We start from the raw sequence: 19,085 nt of genomic DNA on the forward strand, positions 1-19,085 counted from the left end.
AGCTTTGTTAAACTGTGAACAAGACTATCACGAACGGATTATTCTGTAATGCGCTGGCGCTTGATTATTAATTTTATCCATAAGCTGAAAACAATCTGCCTGCAATGGGCTCATTATTTATATCGCGCTGCACTCAAGGTGTTCTGCGCTATTAAATCCGCTGGCCAACGTTGCTGGACAGCGCCTTTTACTTTGCGCATGCGTGATCGCCTGTATTGGTACGCACGACTGTGTCGTTTACACAAACCTATTGGTACTTTTTTATTATTATGGCCCACATTGTGGGCATTATGGATTGCCAGCAAAGGACAACCTGATTATGTGATTTTAACTATTTTCATATTAGGCACATGGTTAATGCGTTCGGCTGGTTGCGCGCTCAATGATATTGCCGATCGCAAAATTGATGGCCGAGTCCAACGCACTCAAGATCGACCTATTGTTATGGGTAAGGTTTCGGTAACTGAAGCACTTTGTGTATTTGTGCTGTTGTGCGGCGGTGCATTTTTATTAGTTTTGCAACTTAACCAATTAACTATTTATCTTTCTTTGGGCGCATTAATCTTAGCCAGCATTTATCCCTTTGCGAAACGTTACACTTATTTGCCGCAAGTAATTTTAGGCGCCGCTTTTAGTGCGAGTATTCCCATGGCATTCGCTGCACAAACAAATGAATTGCCTGCTATCGCGTGGTTGTTATATGCGATTTCTGTCATTTGGTGTACGGCGTATGATACGCAATACGCGATGGCGGATTATGCTGACGATATTAAAATCGGCGTTAAGTCATTAGCCATTTTATTACGCGCGATGTTTGGCAACGCCGATGTTTGGATCATCATGAGTTTGCATAGTTTGGCTTTGTTAGGTTTGTTAATGATCGGTCAGAAGTTAAATTTTTCTATTTGGTTTTATGCCGCATGTGCGTTGGCAGTTGTAAATTTAATTTATCAAGCTTGGTTAATTCGCCAACATGATCCCGCGCGTTGTTTTAGAGCGTTTATGGCGAATAATTATTTAGGCGCTACTATTTTCGCGGGTTTATTAGCGCATTATCATTTATCAACATAAACCGCTCGCGCTAGCGCCCATACTTCTACATGCTGCGCGCCAGCGCGTTTTAACACGCGGGCTAACTCATTGGCAGTTGATCCTGATGTCATAACATCGTCAACGATCGCCACTCGTTTAGGTATCACACCCTTTATTTTAAAAGCGCCACGCACATTGCTGCGACGTTGTTTAGCGGATAAATCTTTCTGTTCAGTCGTCGCTTTAATGCGCTGACAACTTGCGCGCAATACCGGCAAGCGCCAATGTTTGGCTAAATCATAAGCGATTAATGCGGCTTGATTAAAACCGCGTGGTCGTTCGCGGCTGTGGTGCAAGGGCACCGGAATTAATGCGTCTATGTTTTGGTACGAAATACTCGTACATTGCTGCAACCATAATTCACTTAGAGCCCGACCCATCGCGAGCTGCTTGTCATATTTAAAACGATGAATTGCACTACGCACGGGTTCTTCATAAATCCACGCCGCGTGCGCGCTATCAAATATGGGATGCTTTTTTTGGCAAGCGCCGCATAACACACCCGACGCAAATGGCCCGTTTAAAGGTAAAGCACAAGCAGTGCACGCATTTTGCAGCAGCGGTAAATCTTGCGCGCAAGCGGCGCAACAATCGCGCGCGGTATCGCTGGTTTGGCCACAAAATACGCAATGGCCCGGCCAGTAGCAGTGAGTTTTAAGGCGCTTGATCCACGCCGTGATGATTGTTCGCCCGTCCATGCACCTAATTCCTTATAGGATTATTTTAATTATTCGACCGTCAACCTATTTGCCGACTTCCTGTTTACGGCCAATTGCTGCAGAATGGCCACTGTTGCAAAACCCCTTGATGCGGTCAACGCAAAAACTAATTTAATTTATTCTCATTTCTTGAGGCGCACGTCATGACCCAAACTACGCATTCATCTATTGCCATTCGCCACAATTGGCAATTAAAAGAAGTACAAGCGCTATTTGCGCTGCCGTTTAATGAATTGTTATTTAAAGCGCAGACGATTCATCGCGAAAATTTTAATCCGAACGCCGTCCAAATGAGCACCTTGCTGAGCATTAAAACCGGCGCTTGTCCGGAAGATTGCGGTTATTGCCCACAAAGCGCGCATCACGATACTGAAATAGAAAAAGAACGTTTATTGCCGTTAGATGAAGTCATCAGCGCGGCGCGTGCGGCTAAAGATAAAGGCGCTTCACGTTTTTGTATGGGTGCTGCTTGGCGCAATCCCACGGATAAGAATTTAGATAAAGTCATCGACATGATTACCGCTGTGCGTAGCGAAGGTTTGGAAACCTGTGTAACGTTAGGCATGTTGTCAGGCGCGCAAGCGCAGCGTTTAAAAGATTCTGGTTTAGATTATTACAATCACAATTTAGATACGTCGCCGGAATTTTATGGTCAAGTGATTACGACCCGCACTTATCAAGATCGTTTAGATACTTTGTCGCATGTGCGCGATGCGGGTATTAATGTGTGTTGCGGCGGCATTGTAGGTATGGGCGAAAAACCCGCAGATCGTGCAGGTTTGTTAATGCAATTAGCTAATCTGCCACAACATCCAGAATCGGTGCCGATTAATTTATTAGTGCAAGTAAAAGGTACACCACTGCATGGTGTTGATGCCTTAGATCCTATCGATTTTGTTAAAACAATCGCGGTGGCTAGAATTTTAATGCCCGCATCGTATGTGCGTTTATCCGCAGGTCGCACTGACATGGACGATAGCACGCAAGCGTTATGTTTTTTCGCCGGTGCAAATTCTGTGTTCTACGGTGAAAAATTATTGACCACTGAAAATCCTGATATGGATCATGATCAGCGTTTATTCGCTAAATTAGGTTTAACGAAACTTGATCCGCTAGTGAATAAACAAACGTCACGCGAAGATCCACACTGCGCTAGCATTCGTCTCAGCGCGTAAATCATGCCAGACTTTGATCGCTTAGCGCGTGCGTTAGAACAACGACGCGCTGAACATCTTTATCGCACTTGTCGCATTACGGAATCTCCGCAAGCACCTGAAATGATTATCGACGGCAAAGCTGTTATCAGCTTTTGCAGCAATGATTATTTGGGTCTCGCTAATCATCCAAAAATTATCGAAGCATTTACGCAAGGCGCGCAACGTTGGGGCGTGGGCAGCGGCGCGGCGCATTTAATCAACGGCCATAGCGGCGCACATGCCGAACTTGAAATAGCCTTGGCTGAATTTACTGGCTGCGAACGTGCGCTCTTATTCTCTACTGGTTATATGGCAAATTTGGGCGTTGCTTCCGCTTTTATCGGTCGACACGATCGCGTTTTCCAAGATCGTTGGAATCATGCTTCGTTAATTGATGCCGGCGTAATGAGCCGCGCCAAAGTACAACGTTATGCGCATACCGATACAGATGCGCTAGCCGCTTTATTAAATGCTGAATTAAATACTGATACCCAAAAACAAAATTGGGTATTAACGGATGCCGTGTTTTCGATGGATGGCGATCTTGCGCCACTGCCCGCACTCGCGCAATTATGCGCAAAACCTCATTCATGGTTAGTCGTAGATGATGCGCATGGTTTTGGCGTATTAGGCCCACAAGGTCGCGGCAGTTGTGCTTTATTTAATTTAGATCAACAACAAATACCAATTGTGATGGGTACTTTAGGCAAAGCTTTTGGCACCGCAGGCGCTTTTGTTGCGGGTCGCCGCGAAATCATCGAAACCTTGATTCAACAAGCACACACCTATGTTTATACCACCGCGATGCCAGCAGCTTTAGCCTGCGCGAGTTTGGCGAGTCTTGAGTTAGTCCGTGAAGAACAATGGCGGCGCGAGCGATTGCAGCAATTAATCCAATTGTTTCATAGGTTAATAGATCAAGCAGGTTTGCCGCGTTTAGCGAGCAATACACCTATCCAACCGATTTTAGTCGGCGACAGCGCACGGGCTTTGCGTTTAAGTCAGGCTTTATTTGAGCAAAATATATTAGTGACCGCGATTCGGCCGCCGACTGTACCTGTTGGGACTGCGCGTTTGCGAATTACCTTATCGGCGGCGCACACGGATGCGCAGTTATTACGCTTATGCGAAACCCTGGCTTCCGTTTGGCAAGAATGTCCGCTATAAAGTCGTATTGCTTTACTCACCGATCGAGAACTTAATCATGCGCTATCGTTTATTAAGCTATGTTTTGCTAACCACTGCTTTGTTCGCTAACCCTTGTCTGGCATTAGGCAAATGGGGTTATTACGTAGGTTTGTCTCATGGTGGCGATTCAATCAGTGATGCTTACAATCAAAATGCGATTGGTAATGCGGATAGCACAAAATTAAATAAACTCACTGATAGTTTACAAGCTGGTGGCTTGGCGCATGTTGCGCTAGGTTATCAAATGGACATCACTTCGAGTGGCTCATGGATAGGTCGTGCTACCGTGGGTTGGAAATTTGATAGTCGCGCTTCAGGCACAGATAACATTAGTTTTGATCGTTATCCGGTTGAACTTGCGGTGTACCACGAAGCGATTCCCGAACATTTTTTTGGCTTCGGTATCATCAGAGAACATTCGCCTTATATTGATATCAGTCTAAGCAGCGGCTCTAATCTTGATGTGGATTTAAACACCGCCACCGGTTTTGCGTTGCTTTACGGCTGGCAGGTATATGGAAAAACCGAATTAGGCGCACGTTACACCAATATTTCGTATGAAGGCGGCGGTCTTAATGGTTCTTTAGACGGCAGTAGCATCGGGATGTATGTGACCCAATATTTTGATCGCTAGATATTACAACCAACCACGGCTCGCAAAGGAACAACTGTCCGTATCGCCCACCACTAAATGATCTAACACGCGAATATCTAATAACGCTAAAGCCGATTTAATGCGTTCAGTTAAACGTTTATCTGCATCACTCGGTTCTGCAATGCCTGACGGATGATTATGCGCAAGAATCAACGCAGCCGCATTTAATGCTAACGCTCGACGCGCAATTTCTCGCGGATACACACTCGCACTATCGAGTGTCCCACGAAATAATTCTTCAAACCCTAATACCCGATGTTTGTTATCTAGAAACAAACAAGCAAATACTTCATAAGGGTAATCTCGTAACCGCGCGCGAATATAAATTTCAGCGGCGTCTGGCGAAGTCAGCGCGTCACTGCGTTGCAAATTTGCCAATAAATGACGTTTAACAATTTCTAAGGCTGCTTGTAACTGTGCATATTTTGCTTCGCCAATCCCAGGCAACGCCAATACTTGCGCGGCATCTGCGCTTAATAAACTTCGCAAATCACCAAAGTGTTGAATTAGAGTTCTTGCTAAAGCAACCGCGCTTTGACCTTTGATGCCTGTGCGTAAAAAAATTGCCAGTAATTCCGCATCCGATAATGCGGCAGCGCCTTTAGTTAATAATTTTTCACGCGGTCTTTCCGCTAACGGCCAATCCTTGATCGTCATAATAATATCCCTGTGTTGATGCGTTCATTTTGTGTTACAGCCCAAACGTTAATCTACCAGAACGCTAATCTATTTTAGATAAGCATTACCTCAATGGCAATGCATTGTCTTGAATGCTTAATCTTCCATTCCTAATTCTTTTAATTTGCGCGTTAAGGTGTTACGACCCCAGCCTAATAATTTTGCTGCGTCTTGTTTACGTCCGCCGGTTTTGCGCAAAGCAACGTTAATTAAACAACGCTCAAATGAAGGCAGCGCTTCAGATAATAAATCGTGTGCGCCAGCTTGTAATTGTTCGGTCGCCCAATCATCTAAAATATGTTCCCATTGAATAGCTTGCTTATCCGCATTTTTTGCATTGGTTTTTTCTAATAATTCTGGTGGCAATTCGCCCATTTGAATCACGCGACCACTTGCCATCACGGTTAACCAACGACTTAAGTTTTCTAACTGCCGAACATTACCAGGCCATTCTTGAGTTTTTAGCCACGCTTCAACATCAGGTGATAATGCTTTTACATCCACCGATAACTCAAGCGCCGCTTGTTTTAAAAAATGACGCATTAATAAAGGCACATCTTGGCGGCGTTCACGCAATGCAGGAATATGCACACGTATTACATTTAGACGATGAAACAAGTCTTCACGAAAACGTCCATCCGCAACTAACTTTTCTAAATCTTGATGAGTTGCTGCAATAATGCGCACATTCACGCGCACCGGCGCATGACCGCCGACGCGATAAAATTCACCATCCGATAAAACCCGCAACAAGCGCGTTTGTAATTCCGCTGGCATGTCGCCAATTTCGTCTAAAAATAAAGTGCCTTCATTCGCTTGTTCAAACCGACCTTGACGTTGCGCTTGTGCGCCGGTGAATGCGCCGCGCTCATGACCAAATAATTCAGACTCTAATAAATCTTTTGGAATAGCGGCCATATTTAAAGCAATAAACGGTTTGCTCGCGCGTGGACTATGACGATGCAATGCGCGCGCAACTAATTCTTTACCCGTGCCAGATTCACCGTTGATTAACACCGTAATATTAGATTGCGATAAACGACCAATCGCACGAAACACTTCTTGCATCGCCGGTGCTTCGCCAATAATTTCAGGGGCTTTATCGTCACTGTGTTCAGTCGTATGTATGGCTTGTTGACGAAACTCACATGCTCTGCGCGTTAAAGCAACTGCGTCATTAACATCAAACGGTTTTGGCAAATATTCAAATGCGCCACCTTCGTACGCCGATACTGCGCTGTCTAAATCTGAATGCGCAGTAGTAATAATGATAGGAATTTCAGGATAGTCTTTACGAAAGCGCTGCATAAAACCTAAGCCATCTAAACCCGGCATACGAATATCCGTAATCACAACATCAGGTCGTTGATCTTTTAACGCTAACAAAGCTTCGTCGGCACTTTCAAACGTTGAAACATGTAAATTGGCTTGTTGCAAAGCACGTTGTAGTACCCAACGAATGGATTGATCGTCATCAATCACCCAAATATTATCGTGCTTCAACATGTTGTGTTTCCGTTATGTGATCTTGCGTGCGATTAATGGGAATAAAAAATGTAAATTGGGTGCGACCGGGTTCGCTTTGACATTCGATTAAACCATCGTGTAATTGCAATAATGATTGCGCAATAGTTAAACCTAAACCGGTGCCTTCTGAACGACCCGTTACCATCGGATAAAAAATCTGTGCAGCTAATTCCGTCGGAATACCAGAGCCGTTATCAATGATGTCGAGACGCAACACTAAACGATGAATATTACGCCCTATCGTGAACGCTCTTAATGCACGCGTACGAAAAGTAATTACGCCGCTATCGCCCGTGGCTTGCCACGCATTGCGCACAATATTTAAAGTTGCTTGAATTAACTGACCACGATCAGCCCAAATTTCTGGAATGCTAGGATCGTAGTCTTGAATGAAACGCAGTTGTGCGCCCGCTTCAGCAATAATTAAACGCATCACGTGTTGCAACACTTCATGAATATTGACGGTGGTTTTATCTGGCCGCGTATTCGGCCCCAACATATTGCGCACTAATGCGCGCAAACGATCGGCTTCTTGAATAATAATTTGCGTGTATTCTTTTGCGTCTTCCGATAATTCACGTTCTAACAATTGTGCCGCACCACGCAAACCGCCTAATGGATTATTGATTTCATGCGCGAGTCCCCGCGCCATTTCATGAATCGTGGCATTTTGTGCGATGCGTTGTTCTTCGCGCGCAATCCGCAGGATGCGATCAATCGGATTTAATTCAATTAACACGCGTTGCGCTATCGCGCCTTCGTAAATCGGTGTAATCGAACAATCAACGGTGCATTCTTGGCCATTCGGTAATTGCAAAGTCAATTCTCGATAAGTGTAGTCATGACCGGACGCTAAACTCCGCTGCACACAACTGGCCAAATCTCCCGCCGCAATATTCAAATGGATCTGCGAAAACTCTAAATGCTGCGCCATCCGCAAACTGGTGCCCAACAAGGCTTCTGCCGCCGGATTCATATACATCACGGCTAACGCCCGGTCGGTTAGCACAACCGCCGTATTGAGGTGTTCGAGTATTCGCGCGTAATCATTGGGGTTCATAACGATTCTTTATTCTCCAAGCCGCGCTAATGCAAAATTCAAACCAATCACCACGCTAATTAATTTTCAGTTCAACAATAAAAAAATCTGCTTTTTCAGCGAGTTATCAAGCAAAACTACGGGTAGGGAAAAGCACGAACAGACATGCGCACTATTATAGTGCGCAACAAGACAAGGCATGCGCTGGTTTGAAGCTATTTACTCAAATAATAAGACTATTTTTTTTTAGCTTTGGCGATAACGGGTTTTTTATACAAAGGATGCGAGGGATTTAAAACGGTGGCCTGTTGTGCATGAACATTCACTGCCGGCGCTTCAATCAGCGTTTGGCCATTTTTATCAACGACTTTGGCGCTAATGCTATGGGTACCGCGTTCTACCTGGCCAACATTCGTGCTCGCCGTATTTTCAGCGACCACTTTACCGTCCATGAGTAATTGCAGTGTGTGGCCTTGTGAACTTTGTAAATCCGGCTGCAAGGAAGCGCTGATGGTTAGCGTATCGGTGTTAACTTTAATTATTTGATCTGCGGTGGGTACTAAAATTGTCAAACTGGTGTATTGAAATACGGGCTCGCGGCCATTGCCAAAATTCACCGCAGGCACATCCACTACCGGTCGTGAATTGATAATGGGCAAGGCCATTTCGGTGGCGTCTTCTTTAGGCGGCAAATCGGTATAGGTCACGTTGCCTTGTTTATCCAACACTTTATAAAGCTTTTTAACCGCAGGCGCGTCGGCAGCGGGCTCGGTGGAAGGTATGCCTTGGCTTACTGCGAACGAGGCCATTAAGCAGCTACTCAGTAAAACTGTCATTAAAATGCGCATAAAACCCTCACAGCTTAGAAGTGGCTTTATTGTAGCCCAAAAAAAACGCCCCTTTAAAGAAAGGGGCGTTTTTACTGACCGACGTACTGTTAAATTAAACGCTGTAATACAGTTCAAATTCAGCAGGATGGGTCGCCATACGTAAACGAGTAACTTCTTCCATTTTCAATTCGATGTAAGCATCAATCAAATCGTCGGTGAATACACCACCCATGGTGAGAAATTCACGATCGTTATCCAATGCATCCAACGCCATATCTAATGAATGACAAACTTTAGAGATCTTTTTGTCTTCTTCAGGCGGCAAGTCATACAAGTTTTTATCCATAGCATCGCCAGGGTGAATCTTGTTTTTAATGCCGTCCAAACCAGCCATCAACATTGCTGCGAAAGCTAAGTAAGGGTTCGCGCTGCAATCAGGGAAACGTACTTCGATACGACGACCTTTAGGATTGCTAACGTAAGGAATACGAATTGATGCAGAACGATTACGCGCTGAATAAGCCAACATAACAGGCGCTTCGTAGCCAGGAACCAGGCGCTTGTAAGAGTTGGTTGAGGCATTAGTAAACGCATTCAAGGCTTTAGCATGCTTCAGAATACCGCCAATGTAGAACAATGCGGTTTCAGACAAACCACCATATAAATCACCGGTGAAGAGGTTCTTGCCGCCCTTCGCTAATGATTGATGCACATGCATACCGCTGCCGTTATCACCCACTAAAGGCTTCGGCATGAAAGTCGCGGTTTTGCCATATTGGTGAGCAACGTTATGCACCACGTATTTATGGGTTTGTAACTCGTCAGCTTTCAAGGTCAAGGTGTTAAAGCGGGTACCAATTTCGCATTGGCCAGCTGTAGCTACTTCGTGATGATGCACTTCAACGACATGACCCATTTCTTCTAAGGTCGTGCACATAGCTGAACGTAAATCTTGTAAAGAGTCGATAGGTGGAACTGGGAAATAACCGCCTTTTACTACCGGACGATGGCCAGTATTGCCGCCTTCGAAGGTTCCTTTAGAAGACCATGCGGCTTCTTCAGAACCGATTTGGAAAAACGAACCTTCAATGCTATTGCCCCATTTGACGTCGTCAAATACGAAGAACTCGGCTTCTGGACCAAAAAACGCCGTATCAGCAATGCCGGTTGATTTCATATAGGTTTCAGCGCGTTTTGCTAATGAACGTGGATCACGCTCATAACCTTGCATAGTGGCAGGCTCAATAACGTCGCAACGCAAAATCAAGGTGGTTTCTTGGAAGAAAGGATCCAAAACAGCAGATTCAGGATCTGGCATCAAAATCATGTCGGATTCATTAATGCCTTTCCAACCAGCAATAGAAGAACCATCGAACATTTTGCCTTCTTCGAAGGTGCTCGCTTCTACCGTGCTAGCGGGTGCGGTTACGTGTTGTTCTTTACCCTTAGTATCGGTAAAGCGGAAATCGACGTATCGAACGTCTTTTTCTTTAATTAATTTTAAAACGTCATTAGCAGACATCTCATGCTCCAAAAACAGTTAATCGGGTCTGGGAAGCTCAAAAGGCTTTGGCTGCCGCTACAGCATAAAATGTGCCATGCGTCGCAGATAACAAAAGTCTTCAAAAACAAAGTGGTGGATGCGGGTTATCGTATAAATGCACTGCTTGAGAGCGCTTATAGCGGGTGCCAGCACTAATTTAGTGCGCCACTTGCTGTCTCTTTCATTCCCTATTAAGTACGGCCGTTGCCGACCGTTTACAGCGCGGGCATTCTGCCCGATGCGCGTCTTATTGAAAAGCTTTGCTTAGCTATTCAAGACTTACTGATTATTAGGGCGGCAGGCTATACTTGCGCGCCTTGTTATATGAGTGGTGTTACACGTGAGCTCGAGTCTAGAAAAAAGTATTCCAAAAAAATTCGATCCTAAATTTGATGTAACCACCTTCCAAGGCTTAATCCTAAGCTTGCAAGATTACTGGGCTCAGCACGGCTGCGCTATTTTGCAACCTTATGATATGGAAATGGGCGCAGGCACATTTCACCCCTCGACTTTTTTACGCGCGATTGGCCCCGAACCTTGGCGTGCTGCGTATGTACAACCTTCACGTCGTCCCACCGATGGCCGTTACGGCGAAAACCCCAATCGCTTACAACATTATTATCAGTTTCAAGTACTGCTCAAACCGTCGCCGGACAATATTCAAGAATTGTATTTAGATTCATTACGCATGTTAGGTTTTGATCTTCTGGTGCACGACATTCGCTTCGTCGAAGACAACTGGGAATCACCGACATTAGGCGCGTGGGGTTTGGGTTGGGAGGTTTGGCTAAATGGAATGGAAGTCACGCAATTTACTTATTTCCAACAAGTCGGTGGCTTAGATTGCAAACCTGTCAGCGGTGAAATCACTTACGGTTTAGAACGCTTAGCGATGTATTTGCAAAATGTGGAAAGTGTTTACGATTTAGTGTGGGCTCGCGGACCACAAGGCGTAGTAACGTATGGTCATGTGTATCATCAAAACGAAGTTGAACAATCGCGTTATAACTTTGAAGAAGCGGATACCGCTTGGTTATTCAGTGCGTTCGATCAACATGAAAAAGAATGTTTACGTTTGCTAGAAAAAGCCTTGCCATTGCCAGCGTATGAACAAATCTTAAAAGCGTCGCATACCTTTAATTTGCTGGATGCGCGGCATGCAATTTCAGTCACCGAACGCCAACGATTTATTTTGCGTGTGCGGACATTGGCGCGCGAAGTTGCGCAAGCGTATTACCAAGCGCGTGAAACATTAGGCTTTCCTATGTTGTCTGCTACTAAGGAAACTCACTAATGAGCGCAACAAAATTATCCAGCCTGCTCATCGAAATTGGCACCGAAGAATTACCACCTTTAGCATTGCCCGCTTTATCCAGCGCATTTGCAGAAGGAATTCAACGCGGCTTTAAAGATTTAGGTTTTAGTGAATTCAGCATAGAAACATTTGCCACGCCACGCCGTTTAGCCGTGTTGTTAAAAAATGTTCCGCTACAACAACCCGATCAAAAAATTGAACGTCGTGGACCACCAGCACAAGCCGCGTTTGATAAAGACGGCAAACCTACAAAAGCTGCCGAAGCATTTGCACAATCTTGCGGTGTTAGCATCGAAAAAATTCAACGCTTAAAAACCGATAAAGGCGAATACCTTTATTACGAAGCAACCCAAGCCGGCGCTGCAACCACTGAATGTGTCGCGGCGATTGTGCAAACATCACTCGATGCTTTACCGATTCCTAAGCGCATGCGCTGGGGCAGTGGCAATGCAGAATTTGTCCGTCCCGTTAAATGGTTGGTTTTATTATTTGGCGAACAGATTATTCCCGCCACTATTTTAGGCGTGACAGCATCGAACCAAACATTTGGGCATCGTTTTTATAACGCTGATGCCATCACGCTAAAACATGCTGATGATTATGAAAAAATCTTAGCGGATGCGAAAGTGATCGCCAACTTTGCAAAACGCCGCGATGCCATTCAACAACAAGTACAAACTGCAGCAACAACAGTGGGCGGCAATATTCGTTGGCAACAAGATAGTGATTTATTAAACGAGGTCACCGCCTTAGTTGAATGGCCTTCTGCCGTTAGCTGCCAATTCGAAACGCATTTCCTTGCCGTACCTGCCGAAGCGTTGGTTTCCACAATGAAAACCAATCAGCGTTATTTCGCCGTTTATGATGCACAAGACAAACTCACCGCGCATTTTATTACCGTTGCCAATATTGAAAGCGCCGATGTTGCACAAGTACGCGCGGGCAATGAACGTGTCGTACGTCCGCGTTTTGCGGATGCGAAGTTTTTCTTTGAAAATGATAAACGCAGCACCTTAGCCGCAAGACAAAACAAATTAAATGACATCGTATTTCAAACCAAATTAGGCTCTATCGGTGACAAAGTTAATCGCATGGTTAGCATTGCTTTAGTCATCAGCAAAACCATTAACGCTGATGAATCATCGATCACCACCGCGGGTGGTCTTGCGAAATGTGATTTGTTAACGGATATGGTGCAAGAATTTCCAGAATTACAAGGCATCATCGGTAGTTATTATGCGCGTTATGACGGTGAAGCCGATGAAGTCTGCGCTGCGATTCGTGAACATTATTTACCCCGCTTTGCCGGTGACGTTTTACCCGAAACCAAAACCGGTCAGGCGCTGGCCTTAGCTGATCGCATTGATACCTTATTAGGTGTTTTTAGTATTGGCCAACAACCGACCGGCTCCAAAGATCCGTTTGGTTTGCGCCGCGCTGCCATTGGCGTGATTCGTATTATTCTCGATAAAAAACTCGATATTGATTTATTAGAGCTGTTAAAAAAATCAGCAGCTGATGACTTTAAAGCTGAGCTTAATGCGCGCGCCGCAGCGGAGCCGGTATTTGATTACATCATCGGTCGTCTACGCGCTGAATATGAAAACGACGGCTTTACACCACAACAATTCGAAGCGGTGTTGGCCTGCAAACCTACGCGCTTATTAGATTTTGATAAACGCATGCGCGCCTTAGCTGCGTTTCAAAAATTAGATGCGAGCACATCATTGGCAGCCGCCAACAAACGCATTAGCAATATCTTGAAAAAGACTGCAGCGCCTGCTAACACAAATATTAATGTTGCATTGCTAAACGAAACCGCAGAGAAAAATTTGTATCAGGCACTTATTACACTACTGCCAACGGTAGAGCCACTGATCCATAACAGTCAATACGAACAAGCTTTAGTACAACTCGCGGCATTACGAGAACCCGTTGATGCGTTTTTTGAAAACGTCATGGTGATGGCTGATGATACCGCCGTGCGTAATAATCGCTTGAATCTATTACTACAGTTAAAAAATACCTTCGGCAGCATTGCCGATATCAGTCATTTATAAATTACGTCTGGATAAACACCGTGTTTAAAAAACTAGAACTCTACATTCGCGCTATTATTTATTTTTTATTTTCTGCGACCGTTACCGTCACGCATGGCATTGGCATGATTTCCTTAGGCTGGATATCTTTCGCTTCATGCTCCGCCATTGGTCGTCACTGGTGTCGTTGCAATATTTGGGCATTAAAATATATCTGCAAGCTGGATTATCGAGTAGAAGGTGCTGAGCATATTCCGACCACACCCACTATTGTGCTTTCCAAACATCAGTCGGCTTATGAAACGTATTTGTTCATGAAATTATTTCCACCCATTTCATGGGTGTTAAAACGTGAATTGTTTTTAATTCCTGTGTTTGGTTGGAGCTTGGCATTAACCAAACCGATTGCTATTGATCGTAAAGCCGGCGCACGCGCAATTGATCAAGTCGTTAAACAAGGCATTCAAAGTTTAAAAGAAGGGCGATGGGTCGTTATTTTTCCTGAAGGCACACGCACACGTCCTGGCAGCCCAGTAAATTATCGCGCGGGTGGTAGCGTGCTCGCCGTTAAAAGCGGTCAACCCATTTTACCCGTCGCTTTAAACACGGGTGCATTTTGGCCAAAAGGTCAATTCATTAAATACCCTGGCACCATCACCGTTTGTTTTGGCCCATTGATTGAAACCACCAACAAAACATCTGAAGAAGTTTTGGCAGAAACCAAAGCATGGATAGAAAATAAAATGGAAGAAATCAATCAACGGGCGACTGTTTAACATTTAACTATGTTGCCGCAAAAAAACTGGCGTACTTTTTTTAGAACAGCTCTACAAAACCTTCGTCAACACGCCCTTAGCGCTTTTTTTCTGGCGCGTCATCCGCGCACACCCGTGCTTGCTCGTTTACTGCTAGTTTTAATAGTCGCTTATGCGTTTAGCCCAATTGATTTTATTCCTGACTTTATTCCGATCTTAGGTCAGCTGGATGATTTATTATTTGTGTCATTAGGCATTTTTATTGTACGGCAATTAGTTTCAGCATCACTGTGGAATGAATGCGCGGACATGGCTAAAACTACACTAGCAAAACCACCGAGTAGCAAGGTAGGTTTATTCATTGTTATTGCTCTGTGGTTAATCATCATTTCATTGAGCGTTTATTATTTTATTTAATCATCTAATACAAAAAAATAGCTTGGTAGATGCGCGGCATAAAATATGCATCGGCATTTTTAATCAAAAACATTCGACTCGTCGTTACGTGACTATAGCGGCGGAGCGACGAGCGAAATCTCTTTTGAGTTTTTATGTCACATTGCGATGGCAAAAAATGAATAATGATATTATTCACCTAGGTGAATAATATCCCCGGATTTCACCGAATCAATTCGGTTTCATCCAGGCTACATACTATTATTTTACATCGGCAATTATTTCAATTATTTTCGACAAACAATTCTCGCCACAAACCCGACAACAGCCTCTTATATATTTATGGTTAGCTTCAATGTATATCTGAGCATTGGTGATACCTAGATCAGCTAACTGACATTTGGAGCACCAAGTATCTTTCAGATACGAATTCTTTTCAGTTTCTGACAGGGTATTTAAGTCGATTATTTTCTTCATGTTTTCCTTAGCCAGGTAGCGTAGCGAGCAAGGGACAATAACATCAGGCATTGTGCCGACTGTAAAGATAGCCAGTGAATACTCTCTGCTTATTATTCACTCTGAATTTCTGCTTAAAGTTAACATCTCGAAAAATGGGTGTAATTGGGTGTATTATTGGTTGATGCTGAAAACCAACACCCTCCAGATCACCCCTCAAATCCTCAATCTCATCGCCAAAATCGATGAGTTTAAAGGCGCGTGGCGCGCTTTGGGGACGCTGGCGCCCGAGCGTTTATCGGCGCTGCGGCGGGTTGCTACTATCGAAAGCATCGGTTCTTCCACGCGCATCGAGGGCAGCAAGCTGTCCGATCGAGAGGTGGAACTGCTGTTATCTAAGCTTGAAATCAAATCTTTTGCTTCCCGCGACGAACAAGAAGTAGCGGGTTATGCGGAGCTGATGGATGTGGTGTTTTCGTCTTGGCAATCGATTCCATTCACTGAAAACCATCTTAAACAATTGCATCAAATCCTACTGCGCTATAGTGAAAAGGACGATTGGCATCGCGGTAGTTACAAAACCAACGCGAACAATATCGTTGCTTTCGACGAAAACGGTGTGCAAATTGGCATCGTGTTTCAAACCGCCTCGCCTTTTGATACGCCGCGCTTAATGACAGACCTGTTGACGTGGGTGAATGAAGAACGCGAAGCGTCCCACTTACATCCGCTGCTAATTATCGCGCTATATGTTGTGGTATTTTTGGAAATCCATCCTTTCCAGGATGGCAATGGCCGATTAAGCCGAGTGTTAACCACGCTTTTGCTGTTACAAGCGGGTTATGTTTATGTGCCATATAGTTCGCTAGAAAGTGTGATCGAACAAAACAAAGAAGCTTATTATCTAGCGTTGCGGCAAACACAAAGCACCATTCGCAACGATTCGCCGAACTGGCAACCATGGCTTATATTTTTTCTCAGCTCGCTTGCCGACCAAGTTGAACGGCTTACCAAAAAAGTGAAACGCGAAAAAATCGTGCTAGCGGCTATGCCAGAATTATCTTTGCAAATTGTAGAATTCGCGCGCGAACATGGTCGCATCACTATTGGCGAAGCGATTAAACTCACTAATACTAGTCGCAATACACTGAAACAACATTTTCGAACACTTGTTGAGCGTGGCACACTAAACCAACATGGTAGTGGTCGCGGTGTTTGGTACACCTTACGCTGAACAAGCTGCAATTTTAAAAATTTTTTTAATATTAATTTAACGCTCGTGAACAAATATGGCTGAACCTTTAAAAAATCATTTTGGCGTAGACGTACCGAAAAAAATCGCAGCAATGATCAGCGCAGTTTATCCACGTTTTCCTACAGAGGCATTTATTACGGATGCGCTCACGGGTTATCAAGCATTAGAGTTAATGCCGCGTGGTTGGCATATCGCGCATGTTTTACGTCGGCATTTGCCGCAGGATTACGCAAAGGCTGCTGAAATATTAATGGCGTCGCTGGGAGCCAAACTAACGCAAACCGATAACAATGGCATGGCACCTTTTTTATATATGCCGCATGCATTTTTTGTTGCTGAATATGGTTTAGATCATTTTGAAATTTCGATGCAAGCGCAGTATGAATTAACTCAGCGTTTCACTGCTGAATTCAGTATTCGTCCTTATCTTATGCAGCATCAAGCAAAAACCTTGGCGCGTTTGCGCGAGTGGACAAAGGACGAAAACGCATCTGTGCGACGCCTGGTTTCTGAAGGCACACGGCCGCGTTTGCCATGGGCACCACGTCTGCGTGAATTCCAACGTGATCCGACACCTGTTTTAGCTTTGCTTGAATGTTTAAAAGATGATCCCGCTTTATATGTGCGGCGTTCGGTGGCTAATAATTTAAATGATATTGGCAAAGATCATCCCGATATACTAGTTAAGACTGCCAAAAGCTGGATGCAGGATGCGGATGAAAATCGTCGCTGGATTGTGCGGCATGCTTTACGTTCAGCGGTTAAAAATGCAGATGCTGCGGCATTGCAGATTTTAGGTTTTAGCAAAAGCAAAACGTTGTTGACGCAGAATGCCAAGATTAAACCTAAGCGTGCGGCAATAGGCGAAGCGGTGGTTATTAGTTTTGAGATTCAAAACAAATCAACTAAACCGCAATCAGCACTAGTAGATTTCTGCATACATTTTGTAAAAGCCAATGGCAAGACTAGCGCCAAAGTATTTAAGCTTAAAAAACTGGTTTTAGCGCCGGGTGAAATATGCGCGCTTAGCAAAAAGATTTCTTTAAAAGAGATGACGACTCGCAAGCATTATGCGGGGCTACATAAAGTAAATTTATTAATTAATGGCGCTAGCTCGTCATTGGGTGAGTTTTATTTACGCATATAACATCCTGCAATAAAAAAGCCGCAGAAGCGGCTTTTTTATTCTAAATATTAAAAAAAATCCTAGCTATAAATTTCTTCGATGTGTTTTTCGTTCAAGATGGTTTCACACAATAAACGCAAGAAAAATTGCGGCAAGGTTAAGTCATCGGCTGAATCGATATAAGCAGCAATGCACTCATCATGTGACACAAAATGCAGTGTAGGCTCATCCATTGCATTTAATTCAGCGGGATTACCAATAATCCAGTTTTGACCATAATCAATCACACCTAATAAATCGGGCAAGGAGTAACCCGCTTCTTCTAATGATTCAATAAAACTTTCGTTGTCGTCGCTGGCTTCTTCGAGAACATTAAAATCCCAGCCCCATTCTTTACAACCGCCATCTTCATTTAAACCATTAAACGTAAACCAACCGCCGCCACGCGCTTCCCAATGGATGCCGTTATGCGCTTGTGCAAGCGCCACCCAAGAAGCTGGGGCTGCGTCATCATCACCTTCAAACGGTGCTTCGCATTTAATGTCAGCCATTTCACCTTTGTTGTCCGCATACTCAAAGCGCAACACTAATTTTTCATCAATAATGTCAGCTTCGACAAATTGTTCCATTAAGTTATCGAGCAGCTCTTCATCTTCGGAACCGCTAACTAAAAACATAAGATGCTCGCGCACTTGTTCGCTGACATCTTCTTTGTTGCCGACTAATGCTTGCCAATCTTCGTAGTAACTTGTCATAGTGCCTCTTAATGTACGCTGCTTGATGAAGGTGATTTATTTTATTAACTGTTTGGCTAAGAATTTTCTAAATACAATGAAACTGACCGCAATGCTTATTTTAATCAACAAGCTTGCGAGCCATATACGGTCGCCCAGTTGACGCGAGGTATCATAACTATCTGTGCCTACAATAAATATGTTGTAACCAATTGTGTTAACAATTGATGAGATGTCGCTGACTAAAACAAAAATACCAATCAGCGCAAAACAAACGGCGATATTAGTTTGGGTAAAATACTGCGCTTGTTGTTGGTTGGTTTGAACAATAAGCTTGTTTGAAATGTACCACATTAACCATAAAGCAAAAATCGCAATTATCGACAGTAAAGCAAAAAAGCCATACACGATCGGACGCACTTCACCGGCTTGGACTAAACCTAACACCAAACTAGGAAAGCTGGTGAGCATATAAAACATGGACAGCAAGGTCATAAACTTTAGTGCCAGTGCTGTGAGTTCGCGTTGTGTCATGATAGATC

At 44.2% G+C, this 19,085-nt stretch carries 18 protein-coding genes; 10 read left to right on the forward strand and 8 right to left on the reverse strand.

Features of this window, described 5'->3' with window-relative positions:
* Positions 1–198: 198 nt before the first annotated feature.
* Positions 199–1,071 (forward strand): 4-hydroxybenzoate octaprenyltransferase, encoded by an 873-nt coding sequence (gene ubiA / locus H0W44_02965; GenBank protein MBA3581395.1) that lies wholly within the window; start codon positions 199–201, stop codon positions 1,069–1,071.
* On the opposite strand, the gene H0W44_02970 is transcribed toward ubiA, so the two are convergent.
* Positions 1,056–1,790, reverse strand: a complete 735-nt coding sequence (locus tag H0W44_02970; GenBank protein ID MBA3581396.1) for a ComF family protein — start codon at positions 1,788–1,790, stop codon at positions 1,056–1,058. The two genes, ubiA and H0W44_02970, sit on opposite strands and share 16 nt — an antisense overlap.
* A 164-nt stretch (positions 1,791–1,954) precedes the next feature.
* On the opposite strand from H0W44_02970, the gene bioB reads away from it, so the two are divergent.
* Genes bioB through H0W44_02985 form a run of 3 tightly spaced genes read left to right on the forward strand, consistent with a single transcriptional unit; the run spans position 1,955 to position 4,829 of the window.
* Positions 1,955–2,986, forward strand: a complete 1,032-nt coding sequence (gene bioB / locus H0W44_02975; protein ID MBA3581397.1) for a biotin synthase BioB — start codon at positions 1,955–1,957, stop codon at positions 2,984–2,986.
* A gap of 3 nt (positions 2,987–2,989) precedes the next feature.
* Entirely contained in the window at positions 2,990–4,174 is a 1,185-nt protein-coding gene (bioF, locus tag H0W44_02980) for an 8-amino-7-oxononanoate synthase (protein ID MBA3581398.1), read from the forward strand.
* A gap of 37 nt (positions 4,175–4,211) precedes the next feature.
* On the forward strand, positions 4,212–4,829 hold the full coding sequence (locus tag H0W44_02985) for a hypothetical protein (protein ID MBA3581399.1): 618 nt from the start codon (positions 4,212–4,214) through the stop codon (positions 4,827–4,829).
* Positions 4,830–4,832: 3 nt separating this feature from the next.
* Here the strand turns inward: H0W44_02985 and radC are convergent, their stop codons facing one another.
* The 5 genes from radC to glnA form a co-directional block, all read right to left on the reverse strand.
* Positions 4,833–5,507, reverse strand: a complete 675-nt coding sequence (gene radC / locus H0W44_02990; protein MBA3581400.1) for a DNA repair protein RadC — start codon at positions 5,505–5,507, stop codon at positions 4,833–4,835.
* 117 nt (positions 5,508–5,624) lie between these two features.
* Entirely contained in the window at positions 5,625–7,034 is a 1,410-nt protein-coding gene (gene ntrC, locus H0W44_02995) for a nitrogen regulation protein NR(I) (GenBank protein ID MBA3581401.1), read from the reverse strand.
* On the reverse strand, positions 7,018–8,115 hold the full coding sequence (locus H0W44_03000; GenBank protein MBA3581402.1) for a PAS domain-containing protein: 1,098 nt from the start codon (positions 8,113–8,115) through the stop codon (positions 7,018–7,020). Before H0W44_03000 ends, ntrC begins: the two co-directional genes overlap by 17 nt.
* Before the next feature lie 215 nt (positions 8,116–8,330).
* A complete protein-coding gene (locus H0W44_03005) occupies positions 8,331–8,930 on the reverse strand; it encodes a hypothetical protein (GenBank protein MBA3581403.1) in 600 nt (199 codons plus the stop codon).
* Positions 8,931–9,036: 106 nt separating this feature from the next.
* Entirely contained in the window at positions 9,037–10,446 is a 1,410-nt protein-coding gene (gene glnA, locus H0W44_03010; protein MBA3581404.1) for a glutamate--ammonia ligase, read from the reverse strand.
* A gap of 385 nt (positions 10,447–10,831) precedes the next feature.
* On the opposite strand from glnA, the gene glyQ reads away from it, so the two are divergent.
* The 6 genes from glyQ to H0W44_03040 all read left to right on the forward strand — a co-directional run bounded on the left by glyQ (position 10,832) and on the right by H0W44_03040 (position 17,830).
* On the forward strand, positions 10,832–11,761 hold the full coding sequence (glyQ, locus tag H0W44_03015; GenBank protein ID MBA3581405.1) for a glycine--tRNA ligase subunit alpha: 930 nt from the start codon (positions 10,832–10,834) through the stop codon (positions 11,759–11,761).
* Positions 11,761–13,842, forward strand: a complete 2,082-nt coding sequence (locus H0W44_03020) for a glycine--tRNA ligase subunit beta (protein ID MBA3581406.1) — start codon at positions 11,761–11,763, stop codon at positions 13,840–13,842. Before glyQ ends, H0W44_03020 begins: the two co-directional genes overlap by 1 nt.
* 104 nt (positions 13,843–13,946) lie before the next feature.
* Positions 13,947–14,597: a 1-acyl-sn-glycerol-3-phosphate acyltransferase gene (locus tag H0W44_03025; GenBank protein MBA3581407.1), complete on the forward strand. Its 651-nt coding sequence runs from the start codon at positions 13,947–13,949 to the stop codon at positions 14,595–14,597.
* Positions 14,598–14,606: 9 nt separating this feature from the next.
* On the forward strand, positions 14,607–14,993 hold the full coding sequence (locus tag H0W44_03030) for a DUF1232 domain-containing protein (GenBank protein MBA3581408.1): 387 nt from the start codon (positions 14,607–14,609) through the stop codon (positions 14,991–14,993).
* A gap of 619 nt (positions 14,994–15,612) precedes the next feature.
* The gene (locus H0W44_03035) at positions 15,613–16,662 is read left to right on the forward strand and encodes a Fic family protein (GenBank protein MBA3581409.1); all 1,050 of its coding nucleotides are present in this window, start codon (positions 15,613–15,615) and stop codon (positions 16,660–16,662) included.
* A gap of 55 nt (positions 16,663–16,717) precedes the next feature.
* Positions 16,718–17,830, forward strand: a complete 1,113-nt coding sequence (locus H0W44_03040; protein ID MBA3581410.1) for a DNA alkylation repair protein — start codon at positions 16,718–16,720, stop codon at positions 17,828–17,830.
* A gap of 59 nt (positions 17,831–17,889) precedes the next feature.
* On the opposite strand, the gene H0W44_03045 is transcribed toward H0W44_03040, so the two are convergent.
* Complete coding sequence (locus tag H0W44_03045) at positions 17,890–18,564, reverse strand: hypothetical protein (protein MBA3581411.1); 675 nt, start codon at positions 18,562–18,564, stop codon at positions 17,890–17,892.
* 36 nt (positions 18,565–18,600) lie between these two features.
* Entirely contained in the window at positions 18,601–19,077 is a 477-nt protein-coding gene (locus H0W44_03050) for a hypothetical protein (GenBank protein ID MBA3581412.1), read from the reverse strand.
* Between the last annotated feature and the right edge of the window lie 8 nt (positions 19,078–19,085).

This window comes from Gammaproteobacteria bacterium (assembly GCA_013817245.1).
Lineage (GTDB): Bacteria > Pseudomonadota > Gammaproteobacteria > HTCC5015 > HTCC5015 > JACDDA01.

What these genes read in the sequence shown, in the direction of transcription:
- ubiA (MBA3581395.1), top strand. Translation starts at nt 199, where the DNA reads ATGCGTGATCGCCTGTATTGGTACGCACGACTGTGTCGTTTACACAAA.
- H0W44_02970 (MBA3581396.1), bottom strand. Translation starts at nt 1,790, where the DNA reads ATGGACGGGCGAACAATCATCACGGCGTGGATCAAGCGCCTTAAAACT.
- bioB (MBA3581397.1), top strand. Translation starts at nt 1,955, where the DNA reads ATGACCCAAACTACGCATTCATCTATTGCCATTCGCCACAATTGGCAA.
- bioF (MBA3581398.1), top strand. Translation starts at nt 2,990, where the DNA reads ATGCCAGACTTTGATCGCTTAGCGCGTGCGTTAGAACAACGACGCGCT.
- H0W44_02985 (MBA3581399.1), top strand. Translation starts at nt 4,212, where the DNA reads ATGCGCTATCGTTTATTAAGCTATGTTTTGCTAACCACTGCTTTGTTC.
- radC (MBA3581400.1), bottom strand. Translation starts at nt 5,507, where the DNA reads ATGACGATCAAGGATTGGCCGTTAGCGGAAAGACCGCGTGAAAAATTA.
- ntrC (MBA3581401.1), bottom strand. Translation starts at nt 7,034, where the DNA reads ATGTTGAAGCACGATAATATTTGGGTGATTGATGACGATCAATCCATT.
- H0W44_03000 (MBA3581402.1), bottom strand. Translation starts at nt 8,115, where the DNA reads ATGAACCCCAATGATTACGCGCGAATACTCGAACACCTCAATACGGCG.
- H0W44_03005 (MBA3581403.1), bottom strand. Translation starts at nt 8,930, where the DNA reads ATGACAGTTTTACTGAGTAGCTGCTTAATGGCCTCGTTCGCAGTAAGC.
- glnA (MBA3581404.1), bottom strand. Translation starts at nt 10,446, where the DNA reads ATGTCTGCTAATGACGTTTTAAAATTAATTAAAGAAAAAGACGTTCGA.
- H0W44_03020 (MBA3581406.1), top strand. Translation starts at nt 11,761, where the DNA reads ATGAGCGCAACAAAATTATCCAGCCTGCTCATCGAAATTGGCACCGAA.
- H0W44_03025 (MBA3581407.1), top strand. Translation starts at nt 13,947, where the DNA reads ATGATTTCCTTAGGCTGGATATCTTTCGCTTCATGCTCCGCCATTGGT.
- H0W44_03030 (MBA3581408.1), top strand. Translation starts at nt 14,607, where the DNA reads ATGTTGCCGCAAAAAAACTGGCGTACTTTTTTTAGAACAGCTCTACAA.
- H0W44_03035 (MBA3581409.1), top strand. Translation starts at nt 15,613, where the DNA reads ATGCTGAAAACCAACACCCTCCAGATCACCCCTCAAATCCTCAATCTC.
- H0W44_03040 (MBA3581410.1), top strand. Translation starts at nt 16,718, where the DNA reads ATGGCTGAACCTTTAAAAAATCATTTTGGCGTAGACGTACCGAAAAAA.
- H0W44_03045 (MBA3581411.1), bottom strand. Translation starts at nt 18,564, where the DNA reads ATGACAAGTTACTACGAAGATTGGCAAGCATTAGTCGGCAACAAAGAA.
- H0W44_03050 (MBA3581412.1), bottom strand. Translation starts at nt 19,077, where the DNA reads ATGACACAACGCGAACTCACAGCACTGGCACTAAAGTTTATGACCTTG.